The 18,083-nt window shown below is 56.4% G+C and carries 18 protein-coding genes; 3 read left to right on the forward strand and 15 right to left on the reverse strand.

The window, feature by feature from the left end; all coding sequences use genetic code 11:
- Positions 1 to 31: 31 nt before the first annotated feature.
- From flgK to D777_RS05265, 11 genes are all read right to left on the reverse strand, one after another.
- A complete protein-coding gene (flgK, locus tag D777_RS05215; RefSeq protein WP_036129354.1) occupies positions 32 to 2,065 on the reverse strand; it encodes a flagellar hook-associated protein FlgK in 2,034 nt (677 codons plus the stop codon).
- Positions 2,066 to 2,068: 3 nt separating this feature from the next.
- Positions 2,069 to 3,076 (reverse strand): flagellar assembly peptidoglycan hydrolase FlgJ, encoded by a 1,008-nt coding sequence (gene flgJ / locus D777_RS05220; RefSeq protein WP_036129356.1) that lies wholly within the window; start codon positions 3,074 to 3,076, stop codon positions 2,069 to 2,071.
- A gap of 8 nt (positions 3,077 to 3,084) precedes the next feature.
- A complete protein-coding gene (locus D777_RS05225) occupies positions 3,085 to 4,182 on the reverse strand; it encodes a flagellar basal body P-ring protein FlgI (RefSeq protein WP_036129358.1) in 1,098 nt (365 codons plus the stop codon).
- Entirely contained in the window at positions 4,179 to 4,880 is a 702-nt protein-coding gene (gene flgH / locus D777_RS05230) for a flagellar basal body L-ring protein FlgH (protein ID WP_036129616.1), read from the reverse strand. Before flgH ends, D777_RS05225 begins: the two co-directional genes overlap by 4 nt.
- Before the next feature lie 4 nt (positions 4,881 to 4,884).
- Complete coding sequence (gene flgG, locus D777_RS05235) at positions 4,885 to 5,673, reverse strand: flagellar basal-body rod protein FlgG (protein WP_036129360.1); 789 nt, start codon at positions 5,671 to 5,673, stop codon at positions 4,885 to 4,887.
- A gap of 82 nt (positions 5,674 to 5,755) precedes the next feature.
- Positions 5,756 to 6,508: a flagellar basal body rod protein FlgF gene (locus D777_RS05240; protein WP_036129362.1), complete on the reverse strand. Its 753-nt coding sequence runs from the start codon at positions 6,506 to 6,508 to the stop codon at positions 5,756 to 5,758.
- A 75-nt stretch (positions 6,509 to 6,583) separates the two neighbouring features.
- Positions 6,584 to 8,494, reverse strand: coding sequence for a flagellar hook protein FlgE (locus D777_RS05245; protein WP_036129364.1), 1,911 nt, complete (start codon positions 8,492 to 8,494; stop codon positions 6,584 to 6,586).
- Between the two features lie 27 nt (positions 8,495 to 8,521).
- Positions 8,522 to 9,199: a flagellar hook assembly protein FlgD gene (locus D777_RS05250; protein WP_036129365.1), complete on the reverse strand. Its 678-nt coding sequence runs from the start codon at positions 9,197 to 9,199 to the stop codon at positions 8,522 to 8,524.
- An 18-nt stretch (positions 9,200 to 9,217) separates the two neighbouring features.
- Complete coding sequence (gene flgC, locus D777_RS05255) at positions 9,218 to 9,667, reverse strand: flagellar basal body rod protein FlgC (RefSeq protein ID WP_036129366.1); 450 nt, start codon at positions 9,665 to 9,667, stop codon at positions 9,218 to 9,220.
- Positions 9,668 to 9,712: 45 nt separating this feature from the next.
- Complete coding sequence (gene flgB / locus D777_RS05260) at positions 9,713 to 10,111, reverse strand: flagellar basal body rod protein FlgB (protein WP_036129367.1); 399 nt, start codon at positions 10,109 to 10,111, stop codon at positions 9,713 to 9,715.
- A gap of 202 nt (positions 10,112 to 10,313) precedes the next feature.
- Positions 10,314 to 10,868, reverse strand: a complete 555-nt coding sequence (locus D777_RS05265) for a nitroreductase family protein (protein WP_036129368.1) — start codon at positions 10,866 to 10,868, stop codon at positions 10,314 to 10,316.
- Positions 10,869 to 10,970: 102 nt separating this feature from the next.
- Here D777_RS05265 and D777_RS05270 point away from each other — a divergent pair, with 102 nt between their 5' ends.
- Both D777_RS05270 and D777_RS05275 read left to right on the forward strand, forming a co-directional pair.
- Positions 10,971 to 11,282: an Mpo1-like protein gene (locus D777_RS05270; protein ID WP_036129369.1), complete on the forward strand. Its 312-nt coding sequence runs from the start codon at positions 10,971 to 10,973 to the stop codon at positions 11,280 to 11,282.
- 2 nt (positions 11,283 to 11,284) lie between these two features.
- A complete protein-coding gene (locus tag D777_RS05275; protein WP_036129370.1) occupies positions 11,285 to 12,724 on the forward strand; it encodes an adenylate/guanylate cyclase domain-containing protein in 1,440 nt (479 codons plus the stop codon).
- 25 nt (positions 12,725 to 12,749) lie between these two features.
- On the opposite strand, the gene queF is transcribed toward D777_RS05275, so the two are convergent.
- Genes queF through D777_RS05290 form a run of 3 tightly spaced genes read right to left on the reverse strand, consistent with a single transcriptional unit; the run spans position 12,750 to position 15,312 of the window.
- Complete coding sequence (queF, locus tag D777_RS05280) at positions 12,750 to 13,568, reverse strand: NADPH-dependent 7-cyano-7-deazaguanine reductase QueF (protein WP_036129371.1); 819 nt, start codon at positions 13,566 to 13,568, stop codon at positions 12,750 to 12,752.
- A gap of 14 nt (positions 13,569 to 13,582) precedes the next feature.
- Positions 13,583 to 14,356 carry an ABC transporter permease gene (locus D777_RS05285; protein WP_036129617.1) on the reverse strand — a complete coding sequence of 258 codons (774 nt, stop codon included), beginning with the start codon at positions 14,354 to 14,356 and terminating at the stop codon, positions 13,583 to 13,585.
- A gap of 5 nt (positions 14,357 to 14,361) precedes the next feature.
- The gene (locus D777_RS05290) at positions 14,362 to 15,312 is read right to left on the reverse strand and encodes an ABC transporter ATP-binding protein (protein WP_036129372.1); all 951 of its coding nucleotides are present in this window, start codon (positions 15,310 to 15,312) and stop codon (positions 14,362 to 14,364) included.
- 227 nt (positions 15,313 to 15,539) lie between these two features.
- On the opposite strand from D777_RS05290, the gene D777_RS05295 reads away from it, so the two are divergent.
- Entirely contained in the window at positions 15,540 to 16,658 is a 1,119-nt protein-coding gene (locus tag D777_RS05295; RefSeq protein WP_036129373.1) for a hypothetical protein, read from the forward strand.
- Here the strand turns inward: D777_RS05295 and D777_RS05300 are convergent.
- Complete coding sequence (locus D777_RS05300) at positions 16,648 to 17,955, reverse strand: HD-GYP domain-containing protein (protein ID WP_036129374.1); 1,308 nt, start codon at positions 17,953 to 17,955, stop codon at positions 16,648 to 16,650. The genes D777_RS05295 and D777_RS05300 overlap by 11 nt on opposite strands.
- Positions 17,956 to 18,083: the final 128 nt, after the last annotated feature.

Consider the following 18,083-nt stretch of genomic DNA (forward strand, 5'->3'; position numbering starts at 1 on the left):
CGTTACCTCTCGCTACCGGATTCCACTGACATCAGCGGAATGTCCCCAGCAATGTATCGAACAAATCCTGTGCCACCGACATAACCTGAGCCGATGCGTTGTAGGCCGCCTGGTACTGGATGAGCTTGCCGGCCTCCTCATCGAGATTCACCCCGGACACACTCTCCCGCTGGGCGGTTGACTGCTCGAGAAGGGTTTTACTGGCATCCATGTCCAGCTGGCTCTGGCGGGTCTTCACGCCAATATCCTCCACCAGCCCGGCATAGCCCTCAGTAAAATTCTGGGTGCCGTTGTTCATGGTGTTCGCCGTCCCCAATGCCGCCAGCAATTCCGCATTGCGGTTATCGGACACACCATTACTGTTGTAATCGATGGAAAAGGTGTCCCCCGGTGCCGGCTCTCCGGTTACGCGGAACTGGAATCCCTGATATGCCGCACCCGCGGCGGGATCATCAGTAAACAGCTCATTCGCCTGGCCAGCGGTGTAAGGCTGGTTAGCAGCACCAATCGCTGTGCCGCCAGCATCAGTCACCGTGAACGTGAGCCCCGTTGGCCCACCGCTGGCAAAGGTGACTGTCAGCGGGCCATTTGCCAGCTCACCGGCCGACTGAAAGCCGGGTAACAGCGAGTTGGTAAACGGATTCCGGACGTTGAGCATAGTGCCCTGATCGATCTCGCCGGTACCGATGTTCTGGTCTCCGGCCGCGGCCCGAATCGGACTGGCAAACGCCAGGTCCTCTTCCCGGCTCACTTCCAGACCAATATTCTCGGCCGCACTGCGGGTCGGCTGGATCAAATACTTGTCGCCCGCGTTGAAGGTGCCGCCCTCAACGCGAATATTGAATCCGGGAAGGCTGATTTCCGATTGAACCGGATCAGGAAGCCGCCCCTGACTGAGACTCTCGCCGGTCAGATTATCAGTCACCTCAAAGCTACGACCGTCGCCAGAGAACTGGATGGTGTAGCTGCCCCCACCAAGCTTCGCGCTGTCGGTGATTTCTACCGCCAGCTGCCCGTTCTGGGGAAGCTGATTGTTGGCATTCGGGATAACACGGCTCCGCTGGGCTTCCAGGGAATTGATGTCCGAGAAAAACAGTCCGCCGAGATCCCCTTCGAGATCCATCCCGATTTCATGCTGATGGTTCATGGTATCGGACAGGGCTATGGCAATCCGACCCAGTTCATCAAAAGCCGGTTTCAGCGCCTGATTGTCGAAATAGTACAGACCGCCCAGTTTGCCGCCCGTCACCTGCTCGTTGATATTCAGGGTCCGCCCGCCGTTGGTCAGGGTAAAGTCGAGTCGGCTCGGATCTTCATCGCTCTTCGTGGTTCCCAGTGTCGCCGCATTGTTACCCACGACCAGCGCCAGCCCGTTGCTCAGGGAGACGTTAACCTGACTGCCTTCAGTCTTGCTCACTTTGATACTGATCAGTCCGGCCAGCTCTTTCAGCTTCTCATCCCGCTGATCCAGCAGCTCGTTGGGCATCAGCCCCTGGGCGACTCCCGGCGATTCAGAAATCGCCTGATTCAACTCAGCGATACTTTTCAACAGTGAATTGGCATCAGCAACACCCTGCTGCATCTGGGTTTTGACCGATTCCCTCTGCTGGATGAACTCCTCATTCAGCGCCTGAAAACGATTTACGATCTGCTGAGCCTCACTCAGAACAAGCTGGCGCTGCGGAAGAGACGTGGGGTCCTCTGCCGCGTTTTGCAGGCTGGCAAAGAAGTTGTTCAGAGCGTTACTGAGGCCCGTGGTTTCGCCACCAAGAAGGTTATCCAGGCGGCTCAGTTCGGAATTAAGTGTTTCCTGCTCACCATACAGCGTGTTGTCTTCACGCAGCTGCTGGGACAGGTACTCGTCGGCGAGCCGACGAATATTCGAGATGGTAACGCCACTGCCAATCGTGCCGGCGCCGGTACGCTGCCCGGTCTGGGTTTCAAACATCACCTCCTGGCGGCTGTAACCCGGCGTATTGGCGTTGGTGATGTTGTTGCCGGTGGTATTCAGTGCAGTCTGATGGCTGAGCACGCCGCTCAGGCCGATGCCGATCAAGCCAGCCATAACTTACTCCTTACCTGCAGCGCTGCCCATCGACAGCGTTGTCATCGAATCCCTGGCCATAATCCGGCGGATTTTCTCGCCGTAGGCTGGATCCGTTGCGTAACCCGCCTGCTGCAATTTCTCAGCAAACAGTTCCGGTTGATCCGCCGACGCAAGAACATCCCGGTATCGCGGGTTTGATTCCAGGAACGACACATAGTCCCGGAAACTGGATTCGTAGTCGGGGTACGCCCGGAAAGCGGCTTGCTCTTTCATCGGAATACCCTCGCGATATTCTGTCGTGGTTATCGAAACCGAATCACCGGCCCAGCGGCTGTCTGCCTTGATACCGAACAGATTGAAACTGTGCCGATCCTCTTCACCACGGATCATGTGCCTGCCCCAGCCGGTTTCCAGTGCAGCCTGTGCAACCATGACTTTTGCGTCGATACCGGATTCACTGGCAATCCGCTCCGCCATCGGTAACAGCGTACGAACGAAGTGTTCCGGAGATTCAAAACGCTCAGGCACCGGTTGTTGATCAGTGCGCGCGTCTCCTGCAACAACTGCGGCAGTATCATCCTGATGGGACGCCACACGCGTAACTTCTTCAACCTGCTCCGGCAAAACGGGCGAGATCGCCGGCATGGACCGGTCATAATCACCAATACTGGTCCTGTGACCGGCCAATCGGCTGCCTTCACTGTCCATGCCGGGAATCTGTCGGCTCAGCTGCTGAACCATCGCTTCCGCCAGACCAGCCCCCTCACCGCTTGCCATGGTCAGACTGAGCTGGTTATCAAACATGTCCCGATAGAATTTGGATTGGTTGGTGTTCAGATAGTTACCCTCGGAGAACACATCACCCGCTTTGCGCATGGACTTCAGCATCTCGGACAAAAACAGGCTCTCGAACTGGCGAGCCACCTCTCTGAGTGCCGCTTGCTTGTCGTTGCCGGCTTCCGTCTTCAGCGCATTCAATCCACTGAAATCGGTATAAACCTGGGCCTGTTGAAGCTGATAGTCCTGCATCATCCCACCTAGATCACGATCAGCTCGGCGCGCAGGGCACCGGCCTGTTTCAGGGCCTCAAGAACAGCCATGACATCACCAGGAGCCGCGCCTACCTGATTCACCGCCTGGACAATTTCATTCAGCGTAACCGCCGGTCCGAACTTGAACATCCGTGACGGTTCTTCCGTTACGGCAATCTGTGTGTCCTGCTGGACAGCGGTCTCACCCTCCGAAAACGGGCCCGGCTGAACGACATTGGGGTTTTCCTGGATCGTGACCGTCAGGCTGCCATGGGTAATCGCCGCAGGGCTCACCTTCACATTCTGGCCAACCACAATCGTTCCGGTCCGGCTGTTGATGACGACTTTTGCAGCGTCTTCCGCTGGATCAACCTCGATGTTTTCCAGAATGGACAGAAAGCTGACACGCTGGGAAGGATCACGCGGCGCACGGACAGAGATCGACGTCGCGTCATGGGCATACGCCATATCCGGGCCAATGAACCCGTTGATGGCCTCGACAACCCTGCGAGCAGTGGTGAAATCGGACCGCATCAGATTGAATGTAATGGTATCGCCCTGAGTGAAGGGAGACGCCACCTCTCTCTCAATGGTTGCTCCATTGGGGATACGACCGACACTGGGCACGTTGACAGTGATTTTTGAACCATCTTGACCGTTGGCACCGAAGCCACCAACCACCATGTTTCCCTGAGCCATGGCGTAGATCTGGTTATCAGCTCCTTTCAGTGGCGTCATCAGCAAGGTGCCACCCCGCAGGCTATCGGCATTACCGATAGACGAAACGGTAATATCCAGTTCCTGCCCTGGCTTGGCGAATGGTGGCAGCACAGCGCTGACGGTAACCGCTGCCACATTCTCAAGGCTTGGGTTAACGCCTTCAGGCAAAGTCACACCGAACTGGTTCATCATGTTGCGGAAAGACTGGTTGGTGAACGGCGCTTTGTCCCCGGTACCATCCAGCCCCACAACCAGACCATAGCCCACCAGCTGGTTGTTCCGTACACCCTTGATGCGGGCAATATCCTTGAGACGATCCGCCAGCACTGGCGAAGCCAGTACCGACATTGCCAGCAACACGGCAAGTACTCTCCGGAGCATCATAGCGGCCACCATTCACTGTTAAAGAAGCGCCCGACCCAGCCCATCTGATTGGCCTGATCGAAGTCACCAGTGCCGCCGTAGCCAATTCGCGCATCCGCGATGCGTGTCGACGCAACGGTGTTATTGGGCTGAATATCCTGGGGGCGCACCAGACCGGTCAGACGAATGAATTCGTCACCGTTGGTCAGCGACAACCATTTCTCTCCCCGAATCCGCAGGACACCATTGGGCAGCACCTCTGTTACGGTCACGGTGATGTTGCCGTTCAGGCTGTTGCTCTGATCCGCTTCTGCGGAACCCTCAAAATCACGCTCCTGATTCAGCGACGTAGCGATGCCAAAGTTGCTCTTACCGAGAATGGTTGGCTCTGGCAATGATATGTCGTTGTCCTTGGTGATACTGGTGTCCGCGTTCTTGCTTGCCTGGGTCGATTCCTGAAGCGTAACCGTCAGAATATCGCCGACGTTCAACGCGGTGGTATCACCGTAGAAGTTGTAGTTTCTGGAACTCTGGAAGATGGCACCGGATGACGGGTCCTTCTGCATCATTGACTGCGCACGTACCGGCGCGTACCGGGGGTCATCCGGAACCGCCCGGGGACGGCTCATGGCGGTGCATCCCTGCAGTACAATCAGTGCTCCGACAAGCGCCAGCGAACTGGCGTGCCTGAACTTACTGGTTTGAATGATGCGCTTCATGGCGTTAACCAATATTGTTGGTGATGAATTGCAGCATCTGGTCCGTTGTGGACACCACCTTAGAGTTCATCTCGTAGGCGCGCTGGGTGGTAATCATGTTCACCAGCTCTTCCACAACCTCAACGTTTGATGCCTCGACCGTGCCCTGCTCAATGGTTCCCAGCCCTGCCAGGCCAGCTTCACCCTCAGTCGGGTCGCCACTGGCATTGGTCGCCTTGAACAGGTTGTTACCAATCGCCTGCAAACCCTGCGGATTGATGAAATCCACCAGCGTGATCTGTCCCAGATTGATCGGCGATGCCTGATCGTCGGTAACAGCGGTCACCGTACCGTCTTTGCCAATCGTTACCGTCGTCGCGTTATCCGGAATGGTGATCGCCGGGGACAACGCGTAGCCATCCGGATTCACCACATCACCGTTGGAATTGAGCTGGAACTGACCATCACGGGTATAGGCAATCTGGCCATCCGGCAGCTGCACCTGGAAGAAGCCCCTGCCATTCACGGCCATATCCAGAGGCTGCTCGGTGATCTGGAGGTTGCCCTGGGAAAACTGTTTGGCCGTGCCAACAACCCTGACACCAGTACCCAACTGCAAACCTGACGGCAGCTCGGAGTTCTGGGTGCTAAGACCTCCAGGCTGACGATTGATCTGGTACAACAGGTCCTGGAATACCGCTCGGTCGCGCTTGAACCCAGTGGTGTTCACGTTTGCCAGGTTGTTAGAGATGGTGGACATGTTGGTGTCCTGCGCACTCAACCCGGTTTTGCTGACCCAAAGTGCTGGATGCATCGATCTACTCCTTGCCGGAGACCTTCGATAGCGGCCATATTTTGCCGCTTTCAGTCTTCCCGACCATTGTGTTCAGTTGTTATCAAAGGTTCTGCAACAGCCGTGCCGCCGCCTCGGAATTGTCATTCGCCGTCCTCATCACCTTGACCTGCATCTCGTACTGCCGGGATTGTTCAAGGTTGGCGATCATTTCTTCGACGGCGTTCACGTTGGAGGCTTCCAGAAATCCGGTGGCCACACGGAGGTTGCCGTCTGGCGGCTCCAGCCCGTCAATCGCCTGATCAGGCTTGCGACGAATAAACCCATCGGTCCCCTTCTCAAGGGCTTCCGCCGGCGGGTTCACCAGTTTCAGGCGATCCACTTCGACCAGCTCATCAGGAGCCCCACCCACTGGCACGATTGATACGGTGCCGTCAGCACCAACCTGGACATTCTCGAAAGGCGGCAACGCAATCGGCCCACCATTGCCCATCACCATCTCGCCGCTGGACAGACGAAGCAGGCCATTCACATCGATCTGGAGACTGCCGGTACGGGTAAAGACCTCTTCGCCCTGCTCGTTCTGAATAGCGAGCCAGCCCTCGTTTTCGACGGCTACGTCCAGTTTTCGGCCGGTGTCCATCAAAGCGCCGGACGACAGATCGGTGCCGGGCCTTTCTGTCATGGCGTATGCCCGGGTCGGATAATGCTCACCGAACACAGGCATGCTGCGGGCCTGGGCAAAGTCTTTCTTGAACCCTGTGGTAGTGACGTTCGCCAGGTTGTTGGCGTGGGCACGCTGGGCCAGCATATTCTGCTTGGCGCCAGACATACCGATGTAGAGGGCTTTGTCCATGGGAAAACTCCTGCCGGAATTTTGACTGTTACCAGTCTTCCTGCAGGAGTCGTGCCATGTTCAGCTTATTGCGGATTAACGGAGGTTGATGATGGTCTGGGTGACCGCATCAGAGGTCTCGATGGTCTTGGCATTGGCCTGATAGTTCCGCTGGGCGATGATCAGGTTAACCAGTTCCTCGGACAGATCCACGTTCGACTCTTCGACCGAACTCGCTTCGATGGAGCCGAGGGTTCCAGTGTCCGGAGCGCCAATAATGGGCTGACCGGATTCAAAGGTCTCCACCCAGGAGGTGTCGCCGACCGGCGAAAGGCCATTGGTGTTGCTGAATGACGCCAGCGCCACCTGCCCCAGAGCTTTGGACTGGCCGTTGGTGTAGCGGGCAAAGATTACGCCTTCGCTCGACACGTCCAGGCCAGACAACCGACCGGTGGTGTATCCGTTTTGCTGCTGGTCGTTCACCCCGAACGCTGTGCCGTACTGGGTGGTGCCACTCAGATCCAGAACGAAAGCCGATGTCGTAGGCGGCTCGGGGATGGGTGTGACCACCGTGGTACCCGTGGCCGGGGGGCCATCAGCGCCGTTTGGCTGCCCGTCTTCGTCTTTCGGCACCCAGTCGGCAATCACGATTTCACCGGCCGGATCACCATTGATGGATTGCAGATTACCACTCTCATCGAAACGGGCGGTGTAGGGCGTTACATCGGTGCCCGCGACCATCTCGCCATCAATCTGCAGGTAGATAGACCATTCACTGACCCCGACACCGTTCCCCGGCGCCGGCTCCTTGACGTAGAACTGGGTCATTTCATGGGGATTGCCCAGGCTGTCATAGATGGTCGTGGATGTGGCGTGGTTGTAGGTGCGCTGATCAATTGGATTGAATTCGTTGGTGATTCGAATCGGAGACGCTGCGTATTCCGTTGCGAAATCCGCATCAGCGGTAACAGAGGTTACCCCGGCGACTACCCGCTCGCCGGTTACGTTCACGTCGCCCTCAACGGTAGTGGGCCCCACCGTGGTTGTGCCGTCACCATAGCTGTATTCCAGAGTCTCACCCTGGTTATGAATCACTCTCAGCACGTCGGTACCGGTGCCATCGTCAACGATGGACGCGGAAATTGAGGTTTCGCTGGAGTTGTTGATGGAGTCCACCAGATCCTGCAGTGACGTAATGTTGCTGGTGTCGATGGTCAGGGGCGAACCGTTAATGCTTAGACTGAAGTTGAAATTGGCGGGCCCGGCAGCGGTGATAAAACCGTCATCGAGCGTGGTGGTTGCCGTTGTTGTCGCAGAAGCACTAAGCCCTGGTGCGTCGTTGATGGCGGCAGCAGCCTGGCGAGCGGTCGTGATGGGACTGCCGTCCGGGGCAGTGCTCAGATCAACATTGTAGTCAGGCGTCCCGTCGTTGTAGGAAACGTCAAAACTTTCGCCTTGAATATCGGCATACGCCAGAGGTCCCACATCCCTCACCCGAGTTTCGAGCACCGGCTCTCGTGAATCAAGGTTCAGATCGGAAGTCAGGTTGGTGGTCCGGCGCGGCGCCAGGTTGTCGGTTTCGACCTGCAAATCGCCCCGGATGCCGGAGAGATTGCCATCTTCATCAGCGGTGTAGCCCTGAACTCGCATGTTCTGGTTATTGATGATGTTGCCTTCTTTATCAATACCAAACTGACCGGCACGGCTGTAGCGAATTTCGCCCCCGTTGTTGAGAATAAAGAAGCCATCGCCACTGATCGCCATATCGAGGCCATTGTCCGTGAAGCTCACGTTGCCCTGCCCGAATGACTGCTTGACGTCCTGAACACGAACACCGTCACCGATCGGGTTGGTACCCGCACTGAGGAATCCGCTGGCGTACAGGTCACCAAACTGAACTTCACTACTCTTGAAACCCACGGTACTGGCATTGGCAATGTTATTGCCCGTGACATCCAGATCCACCGATGCCGCCCGAAGGCCACTGAGTCCTGTGTTAAATGCCATAATTCACCTCTTGGTCTGACACCGGTATTAATTGATTTGTCGCACGTCGGACAGGGCAATCGAGCCCAGTCCCGCAAGATTCAGGGTTATAGAGCCATCACGGCCAAGGGAAACGCTGTCCACGTTGGCGCTGACCATGGTTGATAACTGCTCTGCGCCACCCGGGTAGCTACCCGAAGCAACGATACTGTAGGCGCCCTGCGGCAAAGCATTGCCGTCTGCATCTTTGCCGTCCCAGGAAAATGCCTGGATGCCCGCCTGGCTGGCACCCAGATCCATTTGATGGACCAGTTCGCCACTGCTGTTAACAACCGACAGGCGCACGTTGCCAGTGGAAGCCGGCACGTTAATGGTGCCCTTGATCTCGCCACCCTCTTCAAGAAGGCCGACGCTGGACGGAGCCAGTACGGTCTTGCCCACCATCGCCGAGGCCTGCAGCGCCTGGCTTGAGCGGAACTGGCCCACGGCGTCGTCAACCGTACTGGACAGCCCCTGGATCTCCTCCAGAGAGCTGAATTGCGCCAACTGGGCAATGAAGTCCCCGTTGTCCTGGGGCTCGAGTGGATTCTGGTTTTTCAGCTGGGCCAGCATCAGTTCCATGAACTCATTGCGGCCAAGCTCGTCACTACCTTTTGCACCGCCCTGTTGCTGAAGCTGGTATTGGCTCAGTACATCGGTGGCGTTGGCTGCGCTGGATACACTCATTGTCTGCTCCTCACCGAATTACTGCTGACCCAGCGTCAGAATGCGCTGCATCATGGATTTCGCGGTGTTCATCACGTCCACGTTGGTCTGGAAGCTCCTGGACGACGACATCATGTCAGCCATCTCTTCCACCACATTGACATTCGGGTAGTACACGTACCCATCCTCATTCGCCGCCGGGTGATTGGGCTCGTAGCGCATTTGCAGCTCGGCGTCGCTCTCTACAACACCCTCAACGCGGACACCCGCTCCTGGTCCCTGGGCACCAGTGAAACCCATGCCCTGCTGGTCCGGATTCAGCATCGATTGTTGAATGGCAGCAAAGACCGGCTTTCTGGCGCGGTATGTCGTATCAATGCTGGAGCTGGCGGTTTCGGCATTGGCTATATTCGACGCGGTTGTGTTTAGCCGCAGAGATTGCGCGGTCATACCTGAACCGGCGATGTCAAAAATGCTACCCAATGACATGTTTTTTCCCCTTCGCTGATCGCGTTCCTATCTCGTTAATGCGGCTTATTCGCCTTTGAGGGCCTTGGTCAGGCCACCAAATTTGCTGTTCAGAAACTGGAAGCTGGCCTGGTAGTCCATCGCATTGCGCATAAAGCGAGTCTGCTCCTGCTGCGCATCTACCGTATTGCCATCAACCGAAGGCTGATGCGGCACTCGGTAGAGAAGATCGGCGTCTTCGCCGGCGTTGGACGTATCCATGTGACTGGCATGGGTTCGCTCCATCTCGAAACCACTGAGATCCTGCTGGGCGCGGGCCATCATGGACTGGAAATCCACATCCCGGGCCTTAAACCCTGGGGTGTCGGCGTTGGCCAGGTTGTTCGCCAACACCTCGGCACGCTTGACCCGCGCCTCCAGTGCGTATTGGTGAATACCCAGAGCCTTGTCAAAAGAAATCGCCATACTGCCTCCCAAATGCTGCACTTATCGCCCGACCGTTTGCCGGTTGTGCCTTCTGAGAGAGTTAAAGCAAGGGTAATGCCAGAATATACAACCCCGGTGATATCAGGGGTTGCGGGGAAATGCGAAGAGGAAACAGGGGTGCAGGAGGGAACAAAGACGGCTGAACCGGCAAGGAATTTCCCCGCCGGTCGCCAAGCGGCAATCAGCCCGGCCAACGTTCCACGTACTCGGCAACCTCAGGCCTCGGAACCGCTGGTTTTTCGGATATCACCGTACCGGTATAAAGAAACGCGACAATGGATTCGCCCTCGGACAGTCCCAGCCCTTTATGCACGATTGGGCTGTAGGCAGGCGCACCTGTCCGCCACATAACACCAAATCCGGCGTCCTGAAGCGCCAACTCGATAAACGAAACCCCGGCGGCCGCCGACATGACCTGCTCGACTTCCGGTACCTTCGGATGCTCCTTTGGCGAAGCAATGCCGACGATCACCATCGGTGCGCGCAAGGGAGCATTTCGGGCCTTTTCCAACTCGGCCGGGGTGCTGGCATCGGGACAGCCGGCGGCGAACAGGTCGCCAAGTGCATTCCGGCCATCGCCTTCGATCACGAGATAACGCCAAGGCCTCAGAAGCGCATGATCCGGAGCCCGGGCTGCACAGGCGAGCGCCCGCTCCAGGGTATGCTGGTCAGGCGCGGGCGCCTGCAGCCGGGGTTCGGAATGCCGGTTGAGCAGAAATTCGGTGACTTCAGTCATAGTGTCTCGCATTACCTGGAATTGTGACTTATGTCTTATACTGTTAACCTTTAGTCGTAGTCCGGTCTGCCTCAAAAAAATAAATGAAGCGGTAGCAGCGCCATGAGTGACCAGCAGGTTTTCAACAGTTTTTCGGAATTCTATCCATACTATCTGGAAGAGCACAGCGACCGTACATGCCGTCGCCTCCACTTTGCTGGCAGCCTTCTCGTTCTGATGGTTGCCACCTGGGCCATTACGTCTGGCATGTTGGCCTGGTTGCTGATTCTACCAGTGATAGGCTACGGCTTCGCCTGGATCGGGCATTTCTGGTTTGAGAAAAATCGCCCTGCCACGTTCAAGCACCCTGTTTACAGTCTGATGGGTGATTGGGTCATGTTTCGTGACATGCTGATCGGTCGGATCCCCTTCTAATCATGATGAGCGCTCCAGCGGACCTACGTAACGCCAGCAGCTGCGCAGGCAAAAGCCTCGCCGTCGAAACCGGCGGCAGCACGGTGGCTATCCCGCCGATGCCGGACTACAACGGTCGGATTCTGGCTTACACCTCGGCGGCAGTCATCATTGTCTCAGGCGTTCTGCAGGGCGTTTTCCCGCAATGGACATTGTGGCTGGTTGCCGCAGCCCTGCTCTGGCCGCACATCGCCCACGCCATCAGCCGACGCACTTTCCTGCGGCAGTCCCCTCGCATCCGCCAGAAAATGCTGTTTGCCGATTGCATGGGTGGCGGGGTGTTCATTGGTGGTATTGGCCTGGTGGCGATTCCATCGGTGTCGGTCGCCCTGATGCTAATGTTCAGTTGTTTGATTGTCGGTGGCATTCGCCAGTGGTTCTTCGGTGTCGGCTTTATGGCGGCAGGCGTTGCCGCCTCCGTTGCGGTTGTCGGCCCGGCCGATACCCTTCAGTCTCCCTTGCTGACGAGCATCATAGCCATTGCCTCCACCGGCCTTTACATATGCGTTACCGCGTTTTATTCCCACCAACAGGCTCGTGCACTGATGCTGGCAAAAACCCAGATCCAGAACCAGCGCGAGCAATCGATTGCCCTCTCCCACAAACTGTCCAAATACCTGTCGCCACAGGTCTGGCAATCCATCTTCACCGGTGAGCGGGATGTAAGGCTGGAGACCCAGCGTAAAAAACTGGCGGTATTCTTCTCGGACATCAAGGGTTTCACCGAACTGTCCGAGGAAATGGAACCCGAAGCCCTGACCGAATTGCTCAACCACTACTTCAATGAGATGTCTGAAGTCGCTCTCAAGTATGGCGGTACCATCGACAAGTTTGTGGGCGACTCCATCATGGTTTTCTTCGGCGATCCCACCAGTCGAGGCCAGCGCGCGGACGCATTCGCCTGTGTTTCCATGGCCATTGAGATGCGCAAACACATGAAAATCATGCGACAGAAATGGCGAAGCCAGGGCATCAAGACACCGCTGGAAATCCGCATGGGCATCAGCACCGGCTACACCACCGTGGGTAACTTTGGCGCAGAAAACCGGATGGATTACACCATCATCGGGAAAGAAGTGAACCTGGCGAGCAGACTGGAATCACTGGCCGAGCCAGGGGAAATCCTGGTGTCCTACGAGACATTCTCGCTGATCAAGGACAAGATCATGTGCCGGGACAAAGGGGAGATTACCGTAAAAGGCTTCGCCAAGCCGGTCCCCATCTATGAAGTGGTGGATTTCCGCCGTGACATGGGGCCAAACCGGAGCTTCCTGGAACACGAACACAGCGGTTTTGCCATGTACCTGGATTCTGACAAGATCACGGAAAAAGAGCGCGAATCCATTCTGGCCGCCCTTGAAGACGCCGCTGACCGCCTGCGTCGTGAAGAAGAGGACGCCTGAGCGTCCTCGTAATGCCCCACGAAACTTACTGCCGTATCAGCCTCGGCCCCGCATCGCCAGCGGGTTCCGTGCTCCGCCAGGGATTGATATCCAGACCGCCCCTGCGCGTGTAACGGGCGCACACAGACAGCCTCTCTGGCTGGCACCTCGCCATGATGTCAGTGAAGATCGTCTCTACACAGTGCTCATGGAAATCCTGCTTTTGCCGGAAACTCACGATGTAACGGAGTAACCCTGCGCGGTCGATTTTCGGCCCGGAGTATTCGATCAGGACGGTTGCCCAATCCGGCTGCCCTGTCACGGGACAGTTGCTCTTCAGAAGGTGAGAACAAAGCTTTTCGGAAACAGAAGCACCAGAAGCAGTCAGGGATTCCGGTGCGTACTCGTAAACCACCTCGTCCAGCGATTCATCATCCACCAGCAGGAAGCCCCCGGGCCGCCCGACGGCTTCACCGGAATCATCCACACTGCGCATCCACACATCCACCGCCGATCCCGAGGCACTGGACAGATCAGATTTGATGGTTTCAGCAACCTGCTCCGCGGACGAGAAAATCGTCTGGTTCAGTGAATTCAGGTAAAGCTTCAGGGATTTCGATTCGATGATCGCCGGCGATGCGGCGGGAAAACAGATCTCCGCCCAGGCCACGGCAGGAACGCCTCCGGGGCGAACCCAGGAAACCTCCCAGGCTTGCCAGACATCCTCGCCAAACCAGGGCCACCGACCGTCCTCAAGCCCCAGACGCCGACGATTCTCCTCCCGGGAAACCGGGAACAGTAAATTGGGATCGTAGCGATCCGGGTAGGCACTGCTTTTACCCAGTGGCGCATCATGTAGAGCCATACTTATTCCTGAACTCAGTGACGAATACCTTTACCGCGCGCCAGCATCCGCAGGGCGATGGCGGTTAACACGGCGATGAAAACCAGAATCATACCAAGTGATACGAATGGATTGACATCAGAAACGCCCAGAATGCCGTAACGGAAACCATTGACCATATACAGGATGGGGTTCGCCATAGACACGCCCTGCCAGAACTCTGGCAACAGATCGATGCTGTAGAACACACCACCCAGGTAAGTTAAAGGTGTCAGCACAAAGGTCGGCACGATGGAGATATCGTCAAACTTGGTGGCTAACATGGCATTGATGAAACCACCCAGCGAAAACAGTGCGGACGTCAGAAAGACCGTGGCAACCATGATGACCAGGTTGTGAATCGACAGACTCGTAAACGCCAGGGAGAGCAACGTGACAACCAGGCCGATGCTCAGACCACGGGCCATGCCACCACACACCCAGCCGGCCAGAATCACCCAGTTCGGCACCGGAGAAACCAGAAGTTCCTCAATGTTGCGCTGAAATTTCATGGAGAAAAACGAGGACACAACGTTAGCGTAGGAGTTGGTGATCACCGCCATCATGATCAGGCCCGGGACAATAAATGCCATGTAATCCAGACCACCCATTTCACCAATTCGCGACCCGATGAGGTTCCCGAAAATAATAAAATAGAGCGTCATGGTGATCACGGGCGGCAACAGTGTCTGAACCCAGATTCGGGTAAAGCGACGAATTTCTTTGACAACAATCGTCCTGAAAGCCGTAAAAAGCGCAGCGGAAGTCATGCCACTCATGCCAGGCTCTCCTCAGCTTTCCGAGATTCCTGCGAGTTTTCCTCAATCATTCGAATAAAGAGCTCCTCCAGCCGATTCGCCTTTGTGCGCATGCTCACCACCTTGATTCCCAGCCGGTCGAGCTGAATGAACACATCATTGAGTGCCTGTCCCTTCCTGACCTCAACTTCGAGACTTCCCTCTCCATCCAGCCGGACACTGAACCCGTCAAGCTCGGGCGCTTCGGCCATGGTCGTTTCCGTATCCAGCACAAACGTCTCGATACTCAGCTGCTGCAGCAGATCCCGCTTGCTGGTGTGCTTCACAATCTGCCCGTGGTCGATAATGGCAATGTTCCGGCAAAGCGCCTCGGCCTCTTCCAAATAATGGGTCGTGAGAATGATGGTGGTGCCTTCCCGGTTCATCTCCTCCAGGAACGTCCACATTGAACGGCGAAGCTCAATATCTACACCGGCGGTGGGCTCATCCAGAATCAGCAGACCCGGCTCATGGACCAAAGCCCTTGCGATCATCAGACGGCGCTTCATACCGCCCGACAGCATTCTCGCCGGCGTGTTGCGTTTATCCCACAGGCCAAGCTTTTTCAGATATTTTTCTGCCGAAACGGACGCTTCCCGAAGCGGAATTCCGTAGTAACCGGCCTGGGTGGTGACAATATCAAAGACTTTCTCGAACTGGCCAAAATTGAATTCCTGGGGAACAACGCCGAGATTGACCTTGGCGTCTGACAGGTGGGTATCAATGTCGTACCCGAACACCCGCACCTTCCCCCCGGTTTTATTGACCAGAGAAGAGACAATACCAAGCGTGGTCGACTTCCCGGCGCCGTTGGGCCCGAGAAGCGCAAAAAAATCACCCTTTCTGACGTGCAGATCAATCCCTTTCAGGGCTTCGAACCCATCCCCATAGGTCTTCCTCAGCCCCTCGATTTCCAGTGCATTGGTCATAGAGATCCCCGATCTGGATTGGCGGCCGGGGCAACACCGGGCCGTCCGAATAAATATAGAATGCTATTGATTGAGGCTAATACCTGTATTTCAAGGCCAAACCGCCAAACTGCGACAGGAATCGCGATATCCTCCAGCCCCCATCCCTATAATTCGGTTACAACAACTTACAAACAGCGCGCCGGCTTACAAAGGGCGCGCCGAACCAAGGGAATGTACGACACACCATGAGAGCCGCTCACCTCATACGATGGTCATTCACCCTTTCAGCCGCCATCCTCCTCGCAGGGTGCCTCGATGACGGTGGCTCTGGTGGTAACGATGCCAATACCGGTCGCCTCAACTACAACGGGCTAAGCGGCCTCGGCTACCAGACCGCCAGCCAGACCGGCACAACCAATGCCAAAGGCGAGTTCCGTTACTATCCGGGAGAAACGCTCAGCCTCCGGGTCGGGAATCTCGCGCTTGTAGACAGCGTTCCCGCTCAGAACTACGTGACGCCGCTCGAATTTTTCGCCAATGTACGAGATGCATTGGATACTCCGGGCGTCGACAGTGAAGGGCTAAGCACCCACAAACTGACCGAACAGCAACTGCTGTACGATAACACCCTCAGCAACTTCACCCGTTTCCTGATCTCCTTGAACTGGACGGAAAACGTTCGGGAAGGCGAAGGCCTGGATATCCGCCAACGGGTGATTGATCAATTGAATGCCGCGCTTCCCAACCTGACGGCCCCCATTGACTTCACAGTCACCGAACCGGAGTTTACTGCCGGTGGCACCACACCGTCCCCGGCAAACCAGCTTCTTGCCGCCATTTGCTTTTATCCGGCCGATGACGAGCTATGCGAAGATCCTCCCACCCCGGAGGAAATCGCTAACGCGCCGGAACGCCCTGAAAACGAAGAGGACTGGGACCCTGACGTTGAATACCGGCAGGACCTGCAGGCAAAACGAGATCGGATTCTGGAGGCCGTCCGCACCCTTGAAGACATTGATGAAGAAGACGCCCGAACGTATTTAACCCGGGAATTGAATGCCATCAGCACCGATGTCGCCAACCGGTATTATCTGGACAACCACGTTGCCAGCCATCCGGCCACAGACACCGGCATAAAAAGCGTAAGCATTCGCAAGATTGGGGGCACCCCTGCCCTCGCGGATATTGAGGCCATCAGCACTCGCCCGTCGGATGTCGTCATTCATTCGGCGGACTGGCAAGGGGCAGCCGTAGAATATTTCGTGAGTGGGGAATCGGGCGGAGAGTCAGAACTCGTCCTGAGCTTCCGCCCGGAGGGAACCTATCGTTGGGTACGAAAACAGTTGCGGGTGATTATCCGCTGATCAACCGTGAAAAGTTCCAACGGGACTCAACACCGGTGACGTCGTAATTCGACGGATCCAAATCCTCGGCTCCGTGCGGCAGGCACTCACGAACGGTAATAACTTCGCCCGCGTCCCGGTCCTCGTTGAACCTCGCCAGATCAATAATCTTGGCAGACTTCAGCGGCTTGTGATCGGCATCCGTCATCACCATCACGCGAGGCCACAACCGGCGCTCAGGTGAATGTGACACGACAATACCTCGCTGGCCGTCGGTCAACTCGACCAGACTGCCCGTCGGGTAGATGCCAATGGCCTGGATAAAGACTTCAATCAGGTCTTCCTGAAATTCGATGTTACGCATGTCGTAGAGCATGGTAACCGCTTTAGCGGGCGTCATCGGCTGAGACTCATCCCGGGGACCAATCAACGATTCGAAAAACTCCGCGAGGCCAGCAACTTTGGCCAGCAGAGGAATCCGATCACCCCGAATACCTTCTGGAAATCCTGAGCCGTTATGGCGCTCACGGTGCCCCTGAACGATACTCAAAACTGCTCGAGACAAACCACTGCCGTCAAGCATTTCCACACCGCGGGCAACGTAGGTCTTGTACTCAGTGAACTCCTCAGCTCCCAGCTGGTTTTCACGCGCGAGCAGGTCATGGGGCAATGCCGTCTTACCCACCTGAGACAGCAGACAACCCAGCCCAAGATGATTCAACAGCCCTTCATTGAGACCAAGCTGGCGCCCACAGACGAGCGCCCACACCGCGGTATTCAGCGCATGGCGATAGAGGAAGTCGTCGTGTTGGCGAGTTCGGGACAACCACAACAGGGCATCCGGTTGCCGGATTACACTGCTGACCATCTTGCTGGTGAGACGAGCAATTGGCTTGAGGTCAGCCACGCCATCCGACCTGATCGTTTCGAACAGCCGATGAAGAGCAACTTCAATATCCCCGAGTACCTGACGGGACGTTTTCAGTTCTTTCTTCAGCGTGGTCAGCTCTTCGTATTCGACGGGCTCGCGGATGTTCAGGGGAGGCAGTTGCAGTACCTCACGGCCTTTGCCCCGGCTTTTGGCGTTACGGCCAAAAACGATCGGCTTGGAGTCACTCAGCTCAATGGACTCACGGACCTCGGCCACGTCGACCATCACCCAACGGCAATGGGATGAAACCGCACGAATGTCGTCCTGGGACCGAATCGGAAATCCCTGAATAGGAAAAGGAGTCTGGTGCCAGGGCCGATCCAGATCGGACACAAACATGCCCACTTCCAGATCGTGTACCGCTACTTTTTTCTGCTGGACGCCCACAAGTCACCTCAATACCTAAACTTTTCGATGACTACTATTCTGACGTCCCGGGGAAAAGAGTCCATTACAGTTTGGTAGCACAAAGTAACTACTGGGCAACAAAGCGTAACGCCACTTATCAACGGAGA

The organism is Marinobacter nitratireducens, from assembly GCF_000708045.1.
In the GTDB taxonomy this organism is placed as follows: domain Bacteria; phylum Pseudomonadota; class Gammaproteobacteria; order Pseudomonadales; family Oleiphilaceae; genus Marinobacter; species Marinobacter nitratireducens.

Coding starts and splice junctions, on each gene's coding strand:
- flgK (WP_036129354.1), bottom strand. CDS start 2,065: ATGGCTGGCTTGATCGGCATCGGCCTGAGCGGCGTGCTCAGCCATCAG.
- flgJ (WP_036129356.1), bottom strand. CDS start 3,076: ATGCAGGACTATCAGCTTCAACAGGCCCAGGTTTATACCGATTTCAGT.
- D777_RS05225 (WP_036129358.1), bottom strand. CDS start 4,182: ATGATGCTCCGGAGAGTACTTGCCGTGTTGCTGGCAATGTCGGTACTG.
- flgH (WP_036129616.1), bottom strand. CDS start 4,880: ATGAAGCGCATCATTCAAACCAGTAAGTTCAGGCACGCCAGTTCGCTG.
- flgG (WP_036129360.1), bottom strand. CDS start 5,673: ATGCATCCAGCACTTTGGGTCAGCAAAACCGGGTTGAGTGCGCAGGAC.
- D777_RS05240 (WP_036129362.1), bottom strand. CDS start 6,508: ATGGACAAAGCCCTCTACATCGGTATGTCTGGCGCCAAGCAGAATATG.
- D777_RS05245 (WP_036129364.1), bottom strand. CDS start 8,494: ATGGCATTTAACACAGGACTCAGTGGCCTTCGGGCGGCATCGGTGGAT.
- D777_RS05250 (WP_036129365.1), bottom strand. CDS start 9,199: ATGAGTGTATCCAGCGCAGCCAACGCCACCGATGTACTGAGCCAATAC.
- flgC (WP_036129366.1), bottom strand. CDS start 9,667: ATGTCATTGGGTAGCATTTTTGACATCGCCGGTTCAGGTATGACCGCG.
- flgB (WP_036129367.1), bottom strand. CDS start 10,111: ATGGCGATTTCTTTTGACAAGGCTCTGGGTATTCACCAATACGCACTG.
- D777_RS05265 (WP_036129368.1), bottom strand. CDS start 10,868: ATGACTGAAGTCACCGAATTTCTGCTCAACCGGCATTCCGAACCCCGG.
- D777_RS05270 (WP_036129369.1), top strand. CDS start 10,971: ATGAGTGACCAGCAGGTTTTCAACAGTTTTTCGGAATTCTATCCATAC.
- D777_RS05275 (WP_036129370.1), top strand. CDS start 11,285: ATGATGAGCGCTCCAGCGGACCTACGTAACGCCAGCAGCTGCGCAGGC.
- queF (WP_036129371.1), bottom strand. CDS start 13,568: ATGGCTCTACATGATGCGCCACTGGGTAAAAGCAGTGCCTACCCGGAT.
- D777_RS05285 (WP_036129617.1), bottom strand. CDS start 14,356: ATGACTTCCGCTGCGCTTTTTACGGCTTTCAGGACGATTGTTGTCAAA.
- D777_RS05290 (WP_036129372.1), bottom strand. CDS start 15,312: ATGACCAATGCACTGGAAATCGAGGGGCTGAGGAAGACCTATGGGGAT.
- D777_RS05295 (WP_036129373.1), top strand. CDS start 15,540: ATGAGAGCCGCTCACCTCATACGATGGTCATTCACCCTTTCAGCCGCC.